This is a genomic window from Azospirillum sp. B506 (assembly GCF_000333595.1).
Classification (GTDB): Bacteria; Pseudomonadota; Alphaproteobacteria; order Azospirillales; family Azospirillaceae; genus Azospirillum.
Window position 1 is genome coordinate 1 of record NZ_BADK01000823.1, and the last position, 13,462, is coordinate 13,462.

Genomic DNA, 13,462 nt, shown 5'->3' on the forward strand with positions numbered 1-13,462 from the left:
CACGAATCTCTCCCGCCGTGTTCTCGACCGCATGAGCGACGCCCAGTTCCGCCTGTGGAGCCGCTATCTGGTGATGGGAACCGCCAGCGTCTATCTCGGCCAGGGCCTGTTCCTGCTGGCAGCGCATTAAGAATATAGTTTTAAATCAATAATTTAGTCTGTTCCTTCTCTCCATCCTTACTCCTTGGGGGGCTGGATCCTGCCTCCGCTGCGGCCGATAAGCCCGCTTTCCGATCCTTACGGCTCGGGGGCGGGCTTCCTTACATCCTGGGGGCGTGTAAGCCCTTGTGAGTCCTGACACGCCGCTTGAATCGCGCATCATGGTCCACTCGATCCTCCCATCCTTACCTCCTGGGGGCATAGATCCGGCTTCGAGTGCCCCCAAGCCGTAAGGATGGCGCTTGCCCACAGACCCCTGAACAGCAAAAATGCCGCCACGCCCCCAGGGAGTAAGGATGGCACGCATCTCTCCCAGGCGGTTTTGCGAATCGAGTCGTGCCGATTCGGATCGTGTGAGGATGTCTGAGGGTGGTTCCGGTCGAGATTCGCACTTTGGAAGCCGTGGCGGATCCGGCACTTAGCAGGCGTTCGCGACTCCCTTTCCCTTTTAAGAGGATTCGTCGGCGCGAATCTCCAGGTGACTCCACGAGTCGCAGCGAATCTTCCTTACAGCATGGGGGAGACAGCCTTACCGGGCGGGGGCGAGTCGCACACCCCCCGGGGCGTAAGGGTTCCGCCCCCCGGATGTAAGGATGAAAAGGATTCTGCGGCGTGACCCTTTCCTTACTTGTTTTTCTGGTAAGGATTGATTTAGCCTCCCTCGATTTCGTTGGAGGGCGGCGATGGCGGGGACGGGGCGCAGGAAGGCGCGCAGCACGGTGGCGGAGGAGTCCGTCCCGTCGGACGCGGCTGCGCCTTTCACGGTGCCGGCTGAATCGGGAAAGGCCGGATCCGGCCTCGTCGTTCTTGGGCCGGAGGATCTGGCCGGCGGTGCGGTGATCGACGGCGACGGCGCGGCATCCACCCTGCCGTCGGTTGCTGCGGAGGCTGCAGCTCCGGTCGCCGGCCTGACCGCCCGCGTCGCCAGCGCCACCTTCGAGCGTGACGGCTACAAGCATCTGATCAAGGCGGCGGAGGCGGTCTACAGCTATCCCGCCAACGGCACGCGGCTGTCGCTGCCGGCGCAGAAGATGCTGAACTTCATGATCCATCTGGCCGGCAGCCAGAATTTCGCCAACAAGCTCTACCGCATGCCCAAGCGTGTGGTGCGTGGCAACCACAAGGGCAACGAGCGGATCTTCGACGCGCTGAAGGAGATCTTCGATTCCAGCCTGGTGGTCATCGGTCCCTTCCGCGGCCGCCGGTCGCGTGCCGAACTGCGCATCCTCTCCAGCTATGTCCGGCCGGAGGAGGAGGAGGACAGCGACGCCGCCGACATCCATTTCCAGTTCACCGACGCCTTCCTGGAAATCCAGCGCTCGTCCCAGCTGTGGGCCAAGCTGTCCGGCCCGGCGATGGTCAAGGTCACCAGCACCTACGCGCTGAAGCTCTACGAGATCGGCATGCAGCGCTACCAGATGGATTATCCGTCGCTGGAACTGGACATCGACACGCTGCGCAAGCTGATGAATGTGCCGGAGGGCGCCTACAAGGATTTCGGCATCCTGCGCACCCGCACCATCGACCGCGCGATCGCCGAGGTGAACCAGCTCGCCCCCTTCCGCGTCAGCATGCCGGAAGACAAGATGAAGCGGAAAGGCCGCAAGATCGAGGCGGTGACCCTTGAATTCCTCGCCAAGGACGAGGAGGAGGCGGCCGAAACCTATCTGGAGCGCGAACGCCACAGCGCCGGCCGCCGCGCGCGGCGCATCGGCAAGGTGGATACCGTCGCCCCCGCCGACCCGGTGGAGGCCGGCCTTGCCGATCTCGGCCCGCTGCCCGATGCCGACGACGTGACCGCCCTGTGGGCAGCCGTCCTGCACGCCCTGAAGGGCAAGGTCCCCGCCCCGCTGCTGGCCGAACTGGAGCCGGACCGGGTGGAGGAAGCCCCCCAGGGCGGCCGCCGTCTCGTCCTGAAGGCGAAGAACGCCGCCGTTGCCGACACCGCCCGCATGAACCACTGGCCGAGCCTGAAGTCTGCCCTGTCCTCGCTGACCGCCGGGATGATCGAGGACGTGGCGTTCGAGGTGGCGGCCCGCAAGGCGAAGGCGGCGAAGGTGGGCTCCCCCGAGGCGTAAGGATCGGGGGCCTTTTGGGGCCGCATTGCTCAGCAAGGCGGTCTCGTTTCCGAGCCGTTCCACACCCAGCTGCACCTTGACCTGGGAGGCGTGTTTGCGTCCGCCGCCGTCAGGCGGTCGGCGCCCTGGCCGTCCTTGCGGCGAGGTCGTCGAGGACGGCGGTGAGATCGTCCTGCAGGTCGGATGGATCCTCCAGCCCGACGCTGATGCGCAGGATCAGGTCCTCGCCGGTCCAGGGGCGGGCGGTGCGGTTGCGCTTGACCGGCATCGGCGCCATCAGGCTGCGGGTTCCGCCCCAGGAGGCGCCTATGGCGAAGGTGCGCAACACGTCGAGGGCATGCTGGACATGCGGCGTCGCCGCGGGCGTGAAGACGACGCTGAAGACGCCACTGGCCCCGAGGAAGTCGCGCTTCCACACCGCATGGCCGGGAGAGCCGGGGAGTGCCGGATACAGAACCTGCTCCACCAGCGGATGGCCGGCCAGCCGTTCGGCCAGCGCCATCGCCCCGTCCGACGCCTGACGCATCCGCACGCCCAGCGTCTCCATCCCCCGCAGCACCAGCGAGGCGTCATCCGGCGAAACACCGATCCCGTAGCGGCCGAGAGCGCTGCGGATCGGCGTGATCAGGGCCTCGTCCCGCACGGTGAGGGATCCCATCAGCAGATCGGAATGGCCGCTGATGTACTTCGTCAGCGCTTCGGTAACCAGATCGGCGCCATGGTTGAGAGGCTTGAAGTTCAGCGGGGTGGCCCAGCTGTTGTCGCAGCCGACCAGGGCGCCATGACGGTGCGCCACCGCCGCGATGGCCGGCAGGTCCTGGACCTCCATCGTGGTGGAGCCGGGGGATTCGCACCAGACCACCTTGGTGCGTCCGTCGATCCGCCGCTCCAGATCGCCTACATCGGCCGGGTCGTAATAATCGACCTCGATGCCGAATTTGACCAGATCGTGGTTGGCGAAGTCGCGCATCGGTGGATAGGAGGTGTCGGCGATCAACATCCTGTCGCCGGCCTGCAGGAAGGGCAGCACGGCAAAGCTGTTGGCTGCCTGCCCTGACGGCAGAAGGAAAGTCCAGGCTCCATTTTCAAGCGCCGTCAGCTTGCCTTCCAGCGTCCGGGTCGTCGGGGTGCCATAAAGACCGTAGCTATAGCCGGTGTGTCCGCGGTCGCCGCGGGTCGCGTAAGCTTCGGCATTGGCGAAGACGATTGTCGATCCACGATGGACGGGCACGCTGAGGCTGTCGAATCCTTCGGCGGCAGCCGAAGGATTCACCACACATTGGGTGAGATCTTTCATGAGAGGCGTCCTTTGACTGACACTTCCCCGATATGACGCCCCCAGCCCTATTTCGTCCAATATGGATTTCAAGCTAGTTTATTCCCCTGGGTTATAGGGAGACCATCATGAACCTGCGGCAGGTCGAGGTGTTCCACGCGGTGATGACCAACGGCACCGCATCGCGCGCGGCCGAGGTGCTGCGCATTTCGCAACCCGCCGTCAGCAAGGCAATCCAGGAGCTGGAGCGGGAAATCGGCTTTTCGCTGTTCCACCGCGCCAAAGGGCGCATGCTCCCGACGGAGGAGGCGCGGCTGTTCTTCCAGGAAGTGGCCTCGTCCTTTGCCGGCTTGATCCATCTGCGCGCCGCCGCTGCCCGCATCCGCGACTTCGGCTCAGGCGAAATCCGGGTGGCGTGCCACTCGGCAGTCAGCACCACCATCCTGCCGAAAGCATTGCGTGCCTTCCAGGTGCGGCATCCCGACGTGTCGATCACGGTGCAGGCGCGCATGTCGTCCGTGGTGAAGGATCTGATCGCCTCCGGCCAGTTCGATGTCGGACTGGCGGCTGACGAAATCGACGTGACGGGGGTGGATGCGACGCTCTTCATGCGGCAGCGCCTGGTGATTGCCGTCCCGGCCGATCACCCGCTGGCGCAGCGCGAGCTTCTCCACCCCGCCGATCTTCATGGCACGCCCTTCATCGCCCTCGCTCCCGAGGACACCGCGCGCCGCCGGCTGGACGGAGTGCTGGCCGCCCATGGCGTGATGCCGAAAATCGTGCTGGAGACGCCCTACTCGACGACCATCTGTGCGATGGTGCAGGCTGGCATCGGCTGCGGTCTGGTCAGTCCGTTGACTGCCGAACCCTTTCTCGGGCGAGGCCTGGTCGCCTGCGCGTTCGAGCCGGAAATTCGATCGCGCACTCTGCTCCTTCTGCCACCGAACCGTCGTCCATCCCGCATCGTCGCCGACTGCATCGCGGAGTTGATGGCGTTTTCAACGGATTGAGGTCTTCCCTCTCGGGAGAGGCCGATTTTGCACAAAACGCCCCAGAAAAGGATAATGTTCCTATACTTTCTCCGCATGCGTCCCATCCCCCTTGCGGAGCCAAGCCATGCCCCTCGACAGCCGTACCCTCGCCGACGACCGGTTTCCCCTCTGGGCCGAAGAGCCGCCGGTGCCGTCCGGAGGCTCGCTGGTCCCCGGGTCGCAGTTCCACGAGGAACAATGGATCATGGCCGCCGGCATGCTGGCGCGCGGCAGCAGCTTCCTCTATGTCGCCCGTGCCATGGGGTGCAGCCGCACCACCCTGTGGCGGGCCTATTACGGGTCCAAGGATTTCCGTCATAGGGTGTGGTGGGAACGGCAGGCGCTGAACCGCGAGGCCGACCTGCGCCTGTCGTCGCTGCGCAGTCTGGTCGTCGAGCAGATCGAACGGCTGGTCTCCTCCGGCGATCCGTCGACCGTCCGCTGGCTGGCCGACCGGCTCGGCCTTCTCGACGGACTCGGCGCCCAACCATCGCAACGGCCGGCGCAGCAGCCGCGACCCGAGCCGGCCGACTCCGGTCCTCCGCAGTCGTCTGAAGATCCGTCCGCCGACAGCGTCCCGGACCTCGACGACGACAGCATCCCCGGCGCCTTCCGCGAACGCACCCCGCCCGATCCGCGCGCCGTCGCCGCCATCCTCGCCCGTCCGGAATCGGCGGGGCCGAAGGGCCTCTATCCCTGGACCGTCAATCCCGACGATCCCTATCCCAGCCTCGGCTCGGCGCTGGAGCGCCAGGGCGGCAAGGCCGCCTTCGGCCGTCTGTGAGGCGGGTCGGCCGCCGGGAAAGATGGAACAGCCGCCGGAAACTGTTCCACGCTGTTCCATCCCCCCAAGAGGCCCCCAGGAGGTAAGGATCGGCGGAGTCCTCCCCCGCCGATTCCCCCGAACACTCGGTCGAACCCTCAGCCCTGCTTGGCCTTCAGCGCCGCCAGACGGTCGGACAGGCTGTTCGGCGCGGTCTTGCCCGAGGCGGCGGCCAGGGCGGCGGCGATGTTGGGGTCTTCCTTTTCCGGGGCCGACGGGCGCAGCAGCTTGGCCTTGGCGTTGGCGGCCTCGGCGGCGGCCAGATCCTTGGCGGCGGTGTCCTGCATCGCCTTCAGCGCGACGGTCAGGCCGCTGGTGGCGCCGGCAAGGCCGGCGGCCTGACGGGCGGCTTCGGCCTGACGCTCGGCCATGGCGCGCTGCTGGTCGGCGCGGCCCATGTCGCGCTGGGCGCGGGTCAGCTCGGCGCGGGCGGACTTCAGCTTGGCGCCGGCATCGGCATAGTTCTTTTCCAGCATCTCCAGGAACTCGCGCGCCTCGACGGCGTCGCGGACTTCGCGCTCGATGTCGGGGGCCATCTCCTCCAGCATGGCGACGACGGTCTCCAGGCTCTTTTCCAGGCCGGCCTTGCGCGCCGGGTCGGTCTCGGCCTCGATCTGGCGCTGCAGATGCTCGGCGGCGGCCATGCGCTGGGTCGACAGGGCCTTGATCTCGTCGGCCTCGCGCTGCTCGCGGTCATGGATGGCGCGGGCTTCCGCCACCTGCCGGCCCAGCCCGTCGAGATGCTGCTCCATGGTCCGCAGTTCCGCCTCGGTCGCGGACTTCGGATCCCAGCGGACCAGCGCCTCCATGGCGCCCTGGACGGCCTGGTCGGTCTTGACACCCATAAGGTTGCGGATGAAGGCAAGCATGGCTGATTCCTGTCGAAGGAGGGTTGTTGGAGGCGCCTGGGCCAAGGCCCCGGACGCTTCGCCTGCACAGATGGGGTGGGGGCGATCCGGGAACCAGACCCCCATCCTTACCGCTCGGGGGAGAATTTTCCGGCCCGCATCATCCGGCCTTGTTTAGCCGGCCATGGCGGCGGCATTGATCACCGCCACCCCCAGCTGGACGCCGACCAGCGTCGCCGCCGACGCGACGTTGCCCGATTCGATCTGGCCGCGCAGGTCGCGGATCAGCAGGGTCGCCACGGCGAAGGCGACCAGCTGCAGGATCAGCGCCACCACGCCCCACAGCACGATGTCCAGCACGACGCTGCTGGTCGCCAGCGTCGCCGCCAGCGGGATGGCGAGCGCCACGATGGAGCCGCCCAGCGTCAGGCCGCCGGCGGCATTGCCTTCCGCCACCAGCCGGCGCTCGTCGAAGGGGGTGATGCGGGTGTAGACGGCGACGCCCGCCGCCAGCAGCGCCAGCGTCACGGCGATCTGGACCAGCAGCACCGGAAGGCCGGTGCCGAGCGCGGTCAGGATGGAACCGAAGGTGCTTTCCATGGGGCCGGCACTCTTGTCGTGTGGGTTAGGACAGGGAGAGGGAGGCGGGGTTCACGTCGATGCCGGCGGCGATCTCGACCGACGCGCGGCCGGAGCGCTCCACCGCCTCCACCAGGATATATTCGGTGGCGGGCGCCGGCGATGCGGCCCCGGTGGGGGCGCCGTACAGCATCGACTGGCTGGTCACCGTTTCGGTCCCGCGCAGGGTCTGGCGCGCCTCGGCAAGGGTGAAGGGCTGGATGCGGCTGGCGCCCGGCTGCCAGATGCGGGGATAGAGCTTGCCGTCCTTGGTCTGGAACTCCGGCCAGCCGATCATCCCCTCGGCATCGTCCAGCCAGAATCCCCACTCGCCCTCGTCGGCCGGGGTGATGCTGTCGATCGGGGTGAAATAGCGGCACTCGTCCGGCTGCCCGTCGGGGCCGAGATGGATCTGGAAGAAGCCGCCACCCGGCAGATGCAGGCGATAGACGGTGGCCGGGCCGGAGGTGACGGTGCCGACCGCCTCGATCGACACCAGCCGGTCGCTGCCGGTGTCCGGCGCCTTCACCTTGGTGGCGCCCTCCGCCAGCAGGAAGGGGGTGGGGTCGATGGTGACCGTCATGCCCAGCCGGAACAGCGACGGGCTGTAGGCCTTGCCGCTGAGCTTCTGGTTCACGTAATTGCCGAGCGTTCCGAACAGGGGCACGTCAGATCCTCCCTTGGAAACAGGGCTGTTGGCGACAGCGCTTGGTTTGGCGGGCGCATCCATCCGGCGCCGCGCCCGCCACAGCAGGAACAGCACCGCGACGCCGAGCAGCAGCAGGCCCCACCACCAGAAGCCGTGCCCGGAGCCGCGGGACGCCTGCACGGCGCTGGCACTGTCCATCGCACTGGCCGAACTGGCCGAATCGGCGCGGGCCAGCTCCGCCGGCACGTCGGGCGGCAGCTGGCCGGCCTGGCGCGGGGCGCCGGCCTGGGCGGCCACCGACTGGTCGAGCTGGTCCAGCTTGCCGCGCAGTTCCGCATTGTCGCGGGCCAGCCGGTCGGCCTCCTGCCGCCATTCGCGATAGCCGGGGTCGTCGGCGTTGTTGTGGAAGAAGGCGGCATGGCCCGGCCGGGTCAGCGTGTCGAGCATGAACCACAGGAACAGCCCGTCCCAGATGCCGAAGCGGCGCGGGGCGCTGACGGTGTAGGGCGGCGGGGTCCAGCCATAGCCGCCATAGGGGTTGGCCGGGGCCGGGCGCGTCGACGGGGTGCGGTAGGACGAGCCGCCCCAGCCCCACCCCCAGCCGGACCCGCTCGAACTGCTGGATCCGCCGGTGCTGCCCTGGGTGGAGGCGCCCTGGGTGGAGCCGGCGGGAGGCGGTGCGTTCGGCTGGACCGGCGGGGTGCGGTCGGCCTCCTGCTTGCTGCGGTACCGGTTCAGCGCGTCGGCCGATCCCTGCTGGCTGAAGGCCTTGTCACCGGCCGAGGTCGGCGGGGCGGCGACCGACGGGGCGCTGTTGCCGGGCCGGGCATAGCCGCCGCTCGAACTCGAAGACCCGCCGGAGAACCAGCCGCCGCTTCCGGTGGAGGGCGTGCGCGAGGTCGAGGGACGGGAGTATCCGCCGCTGCTGCTGCCGATGGACGGGGTGCGCGACGGCCGCGAATAGCCGCCCGAGGACCGGCTGCTGGATCCGGCGCGGGCTTCGGCCACGTCCGGCGTCAGCGCGATGGCCGCCGCCATGGCGGCGATGACGGCCGGGGCCGGTGCGGCGGGAGCGGTCAGGATCGTGCCGACGGAGGGCGCCAGCGGCTGCACCATCATCAGAAGGGCGACAGCGGCGGCGCGCCATCGCTCCGTCCGGCGATCCTGACACCGGGTGGGCCTGTCGGGCTTCGCGGTCTGCGTCATCTTCCTCTCGCACGTCGTCCGGAGCCGGTTCAACCGGCCCTCCCGGCGATTCATTGCGCGAAGGTAGGCAGATAAGCGGCGGTGCTCAAGGGATTAACCGTTGCGGCCGACCCTTACGGCCGCGGTCAGGAAACCGCGGGCGCCGTCCGCTTCGCCGGTGCCGGTTCCGGCGGCGACGGGCGAAGGGTGGGCGGACCGCCGGCGGCGGTGACCAGCCGGTCGCTGGCTGCCTCCAGCCGCTCCTCCAGGTCGCGCATCGCCTCGGCGCGCGGCTGTCCGGGCATGATCGGCGGCAGGAACTCCACCACCACCGTGCCGGGACGCTTCAGGAAGCTCTGGCGCGGCCAAAAGAGGCCGGCATTCAGCGCCATCGGCACGATGGGAATGCCGAGGCTCTCATAGAGCACGCCGACGCCGATCCGATAGGGCCGGTAGGCGCCCGGCGCCACGCGGGTGCCCTGGGGGAAGATCACGATGGGGCGTCCCTCGTCCCGCACCGGGCGGGAGTTGCGGATCAGCGACTTGATCGCCGCCCCGCCGGCCCCGCGGTCGACCGGGATCATCTTCGCCTTGGCGGCGTACCAGCCCCAGATCGGGATCCACATCAGCTCGCGCTTCAGGATGATCGCGGGGTCCTTCACCAGCAGGTGAAGCTTCATGGTTTCCCAGGCCGACTGGTGCTTGGCCGCCAGCAGGAAGGGGCCGTCGGGCAGGTTCTCGCGCCCGCGCACCTCGTAGCGGATGCCGACGAGCGTTCGCTCCAGCCAGCCGACGGTGCGCAGATACCATGTCACGACCGCGACCATCTGCGGACGCGGCAGCAGCAGCATCCACAGCAGGGCGAAGCACATCAGCGCGGTCCAGAGGTGGAACGCGATGTTGAAGGCGAGGGACCGGATCCAGATCATGGCCGGCAACTTGTCAGGTCTTTGCCGACTTCTCAAGTATTCCGCGCGGTCGGAGAGAGGGCGCCGTTTGCGGGGCAGGGTGGACTCCGCCCCCGGCCGGGTGCATTGTCCCGAGCGTGGAGGGGTGGGGCGCGAAGGGTTGGCCAGCTGTGGTGGAACCGTGATCCGTTTCGAGAATGTCGGCCTGCGCTACGGCACCGAGGCGGAGGTGCTGCGGGACATCAGCTTTACCCTTCAGCCGGGATCCTTCCATTTCCTGACCGGCGCCAGCGGGGCGGGCAAATCGTCGCTGCTGAAGCTGATGTATCTGGCCCACCGGCCGTCGCGCGGCCTGGTCACCCTGTTTGGCCGCGACATGGCGCTGGTGACCCGCCGCGACCTGCCGGAACTACGCCGTCAGATCGGCGTGGTGTTCCAGGATTTCGCCCTGCTCGACCATCTGTCGGCGCTGGACAATGTGGCGCTGCCGTTGCGCATGGCCGGCACGCCGGAGGCAGACGTCGTCGCCCATTGCAGCGAGATCCTGCGTTGGGTCGGTCTCGGCAACCACCTCCATGCCAAGCCTTCGACCTTGTCCGGTGGGCAGAAGCAGCGGGTCGCCATCGCGCGGTCGGTCATCAACCGGCCGCGGCTGCTGCTGGCCGACGAGCCGACCGGCAATGTCGACGACGGCATCGGCATGCGGCTGCTCTATCTGTTCGAGGAACTCTACAAGCTGGGGACCACCGTGGTGATCGCCACCCACAACGAGGCGCTGATCCGCCGGTTCGACCATCCGCGCCTTCATCTCGACAATGGCCGGCTGATGGTGTTGCCGGCGCGTGGCCGCGTCGAGGCCCGCGCGAAGGACGCGCGGGCCAATGACCCAGCGTGGGAGTAGCGGCATGGCGCTTCGTCCGGTGCGGCCCCGTTCCGATCTTCCCCTGGCGATCGATCCCTCCTCGCGTTTTCTCGGCTGGATCAGCGCGCTGATGGCGTTCCTGGCTGCGCTGGCGCTGGCCGGCGCCATGCTGGTGTCGGACATGGCGCAGCGTTGGGACAGCGGGCTGGCCGGCGGACTGACCGTCCAGGTAGCGCCGATGCCGGGTGCTCCCGTGGCTTCGCTGGACGAGCGGGCGGAAGCGGCGCTGACCGTGCTGCGCTCCTTCCCCGGAATCCGGACGGCGACCCTGCTGGGCGGAGGAGAGATCGCCCGGCTGCTGGAGCCATGGCTGGGGGCGGGGGCGACGGACCCGTTGCTGCCGATGCCGCGGTTGATCGACGTCGTTGCTGACGGGCCGGTCGATGTCGCCGCCCTGCGTCTGCGTCTGACCTCCGCCGCACCGGGCGCGACGCTGGACGACCACGCGGTATGGCTGGCCGATCTGCGCTCCTTCGCCGGGGCGATCCGGCTGGCGGCGCTGGGGGTGGTGGTGCTGATCGGGGCCGCGGCGGTGATGACCGTGGTCTTCGCGGTACGCACGGGCCTAGCCATTCACCGGCCGGTGGTCGAGCTGTTGCATCTGATGGGCGCCACCGACCGCTATGTCTCCCGCCAGTTCGAACGGCATGTGGTGGGCCTGAGCCTGCGCGGTGGCGGGATCGGGCTGCTGCTGGCCGGCGGCATGTTGTACGGCCTGCACCGTGCCTCGCAGGGGCTGCGGGCCAGCCTGCTGCCCGACCTGACATTGCAGCCCTGGCAATGGGTGGCCCTGCTGCTGGTGCCGGTTGCGCTGGCCGTGCTGGCGCTCGTCACCGCGCGCTGGACCGTGCTGCGCACGTTGGAGTCCATGCCATGAGGTGGGCTGTGACGCAGGCCGCACCATGAGCCACGGTTACCGGCGGCGCGGCGGCGGAATGATGGCGCGCGCGGTCGCGCATCTGGTGGCCGGAATGCTGGCGCTGGCGGTGATCTGGCTGGCCGGGTTGTTCTGGTATGCGGCCGACGTGCCGCGTTCGTCTCCCAGCGGTGCCGATGCCGAACGGCCGACCGACGCCATCGTCGTGCTGACCGGCGGCAGCCACCGGCTGGGGACCGGGCTGGAACTGTTGGCTGCCGGGCGGGCGAAGAAGCTGTTCGTCTCTGGCGTCTATGACGGGGTGGATGTGCAGGAGCTGTTGAAGCTGTCCCGCCGCTCTCCGACCGAAATGGAATGCTGCATCACGCTGGGCTATTCCGCCGACAGCACCATCGGCAACGCCTATGAGACCGCGGACTGGATGCGCGACCAGGGGTTCCGGTCGCTGCGGCTGGTGACCGCCAACTACCACATGCGCCGCAGCCTGCTGGAGCTGTCGATGGCGATGCCCGACGTGGAACTGGTTCCCCATCCCGTCGTCGCTCCGACCGTCCATCTCGACGACTGGTGGATGTGGCCTGGAACCGCCAACCTGCTGGTCAACGAGTACAACAAGCTGCTGGTGGTGGGCCTGCGCTGGACGGTCCGACGGGCGATCCGTGAGTGATGCGGACGAGACGGACGCGGATGTCAAACAGCGAATGAGAATGACTTGCAATTAGGGGCGGGCGAGGGTAGGGTCCTGTTCAGGGTTCACGCCCGGACATCGCCGACCGCAACGTCCGTTCAGCAAGAAAGACACGCCATGCACGACATCGCCGTCTCCGCTCCCGCCTCCTTCGTCGCCGCATCCCTGCCGGTGGTCGAATCCGCCCGGCTGATGTCGGGCAGCCGCGAGATCGTGATCCAGCACGCCGGGCAGAGCTACCGCCTGCGCGTGACCCGCGCCAACAAGCTGATCCTGACCAAATAAAAGACCTTCAAAGAACCTTCCGGGAAGACGTCACCAAGAATGGGCGCCGGCCATACTGGTCCGGCGCCCATTTTCTTTTAGGTGATGACGTTTCACGTCCGGTCTTGTACCTCATAACCGGCATCCTCGATGGCTTGGCGGATGGCGGATTGGTCGGCGCTGCCTTCGATGGCGACCTCCCCGGTCTTCAGGTCGACCAAGGCGCGTTCCACGGAGGGGATCGCCTCCACGGCCTTGGTCACGGTCTGGGCGCAGTGGCCGCAGGTCATCCCGGAAACCTTCAACGTCAGCATGGGGCCTCTCCATTGGCGGTGAGTGATGTGTGATTGCGATAGGCTGCACCTTCCAGCGATTGGAAAGTCAAGCGGCATTCCGCAGGCCCGATCAACCACTCAAGGCCTGATCGGTACGCCCTGAACCAATGTCTCAAAAATGAGATTTAGTCTCGTATTATAGACGATTTTCTGTGAAGAAATCTCGAAATCGAGAAATTTTGTCGGCTTGTGATTTTGTGTGCGCTGCAAAAAGTCCGTTATTCCAAAGGTTTCTCCTGTGACAACTTGGCTCTTCCTTCCTGGCATGGGCCTTGCTGATAAGGAGCACCCCTCGCCCCAGGGGGAACTCCATGAAAAGAGCGCCGCGATGCCTCTGGTCACAGCAACAACCCTTCTGCCCGTCCCGGCGCGCCGCGTGTGGCCGTTGGTGCGGTGGGACGGTGCCGTCGGCGACTGGTATCCAGGCGCCATCTCCATGACCGTGGATGGGGCGGGGAAGGGGGCGCTCAGGCTTCTGCGGCTTTATGACGGCACGCCGGTGGTCCACCGGCTGGAACATGTCAGCCAAGTCGACGACGCCTACACCTACACGGTGATCGAGGGTCCTTACCCGGTCGCCGACCTGCTGGCGCAACTGCGTTTGCGGCCCGATGGAGAGGGGCAGGCCGAGCTTCACTGGACCGCCACCTTTCACCGGCTTCGGTGCACGGAACTGGAGGCCGAACGGTTCGTCCGCGATCTCTACGACGCGGGCATGGCCCGCCTGCGCGGACTGCTTCATTCCTGAATCACGAAAACGACACCTCAGACGTCATGTGTCCAAAAGAATAACCGAGGGAG

The 13,462-nt window shown here is 67.4% G+C and carries 14 protein-coding genes; 8 read left to right on the forward strand and 6 right to left on the reverse strand.

The features are described 5' to 3' along the window. The first annotated feature begins 842 nt into the window (after nucleotides 1-842). Nucleotides 843-2,237: a replication initiation protein gene (locus I71_RS25600; RefSeq protein WP_042700489.1), complete on the forward strand. Its 1,395-nt coding sequence runs from the start codon at nucleotides 843-845 to the stop codon at nucleotides 2,235-2,237. 109 nt (nucleotides 2,238-2,346) lie between these two features. On the opposite strand, the gene I71_RS25605 is transcribed toward I71_RS25600, so the two are convergent. Continuing rightward, nucleotides 2,347-3,534 (reverse strand): PLP-dependent aspartate aminotransferase family protein, encoded by a 1,188-nt coding sequence (locus I71_RS25605; RefSeq protein WP_042700492.1) that lies wholly within the window; start codon nucleotides 3,532-3,534, stop codon nucleotides 2,347-2,349. Nucleotides 3,535-3,641: 107 nt separating this feature from the next. Here I71_RS25605 and I71_RS25610 point away from each other — a divergent pair, with 107 nt between their 5' ends. Both I71_RS25610 and I71_RS25615 read left to right on the forward strand, forming a co-directional pair. Then, on the forward strand, nucleotides 3,642-4,523 hold the full coding sequence (locus tag I71_RS25610; protein ID WP_042700497.1) for a LysR substrate-binding domain-containing protein: 882 nt from the start codon (nucleotides 3,642-3,644) through the stop codon (nucleotides 4,521-4,523). Nucleotides 4,524-4,629: 106 nt separating this feature from the next. After that, nucleotides 4,630-5,328 carry a hypothetical protein gene (locus I71_RS25615; RefSeq protein WP_042700500.1) on the forward strand — a complete coding sequence of 233 codons (699 nt, stop codon included), beginning with the start codon at nucleotides 4,630-4,632 and terminating at the stop codon, nucleotides 5,326-5,328. A gap of 137 nt (nucleotides 5,329-5,465) precedes the next feature. On the opposite strand, the gene I71_RS25620 is transcribed toward I71_RS25615, so the two are convergent. The 4 genes from I71_RS25620 to I71_RS25635 all read right to left on the reverse strand — a co-directional run bounded on the left by I71_RS25620 (nucleotide 5,466) and on the right by I71_RS25635 (nucleotide 9,596). Continuing rightward, nucleotides 5,466-6,236, reverse strand: coding sequence for a hypothetical protein (locus I71_RS25620; protein ID WP_042700503.1), 771 nt, complete (start codon nucleotides 6,234-6,236; stop codon nucleotides 5,466-5,468). Between the two features lie 153 nt (nucleotides 6,237-6,389). Further along, nucleotides 6,390-6,815, reverse strand: a complete 426-nt coding sequence (locus I71_RS25625) for a DUF350 domain-containing protein (protein ID WP_042700508.1) — start codon at nucleotides 6,813-6,815, stop codon at nucleotides 6,390-6,392. A gap of 25 nt (nucleotides 6,816-6,840) precedes the next feature. Continuing rightward, a complete protein-coding gene (locus I71_RS25630; RefSeq protein ID WP_042700511.1) occupies nucleotides 6,841-8,688 on the reverse strand; it encodes a DUF2491 family protein in 1,848 nt (615 codons plus the stop codon). A gap of 125 nt (nucleotides 8,689-8,813) precedes the next feature. Next, nucleotides 8,814-9,596 carry a 1-acyl-sn-glycerol-3-phosphate acyltransferase gene (locus I71_RS25635; protein ID WP_042700524.1) on the reverse strand — a complete coding sequence of 261 codons (783 nt, stop codon included), beginning with the start codon at nucleotides 9,594-9,596 and terminating at the stop codon, nucleotides 8,814-8,816. A 160-nt stretch (nucleotides 9,597-9,756) separates the two neighbouring features. Here I71_RS25635 and ftsE point away from each other — a divergent pair, with 160 nt between their 5' ends. The 4 genes from ftsE (at nucleotide 9,757) to hemP (ending at nucleotide 12,347) form a co-directional block, all read left to right on the forward strand. Beyond that, nucleotides 9,757-10,476: a cell division ATP-binding protein FtsE gene (gene ftsE / locus I71_RS25640; RefSeq protein ID WP_042700514.1), complete on the forward strand. Its 720-nt coding sequence runs from the start codon at nucleotides 9,757-9,759 to the stop codon at nucleotides 10,474-10,476. 4 nt (nucleotides 10,477-10,480) lie between these two features. Further along, nucleotides 10,481-11,374, forward strand: coding sequence for an ABC transporter permease (locus tag I71_RS25645; RefSeq protein ID WP_042700517.1), 894 nt, complete (start codon nucleotides 10,481-10,483; stop codon nucleotides 11,372-11,374). A 25-nt stretch (nucleotides 11,375-11,399) separates the two neighbouring features. Beyond that, a complete protein-coding gene (locus I71_RS25650; RefSeq protein ID WP_042700529.1) occupies nucleotides 11,400-12,041 on the forward strand; it encodes a YdcF family protein in 642 nt (213 codons plus the stop codon). 138 nt (nucleotides 12,042-12,179) lie between these two features. After that, nucleotides 12,180-12,347: a hemin uptake protein HemP gene (gene hemP, locus I71_RS36460; protein WP_083897402.1), complete on the forward strand. Its 168-nt coding sequence runs from the start codon at nucleotides 12,180-12,182 to the stop codon at nucleotides 12,345-12,347. 92 nt (nucleotides 12,348-12,439) lie between these two features. Here hemP and I71_RS25655 read toward each other — a convergent pair whose 3' ends face one another. Further along, a complete protein-coding gene (locus I71_RS25655; protein ID WP_042700521.1) occupies nucleotides 12,440-12,640 on the reverse strand; it encodes a heavy-metal-associated domain-containing protein in 201 nt (66 codons plus the stop codon). A gap of 349 nt (nucleotides 12,641-12,989) precedes the next feature. On the opposite strand from I71_RS25655, the gene I71_RS25660 reads away from it, so the two are divergent. Continuing rightward, complete coding sequence (locus tag I71_RS25660; protein ID WP_049976329.1) at nucleotides 12,990-13,409, forward strand: SRPBCC family protein; 420 nt, start codon at nucleotides 12,990-12,992, stop codon at nucleotides 13,407-13,409. The last annotated feature ends 53 nt before the right edge of the window (nucleotides 13,410-13,462 follow it).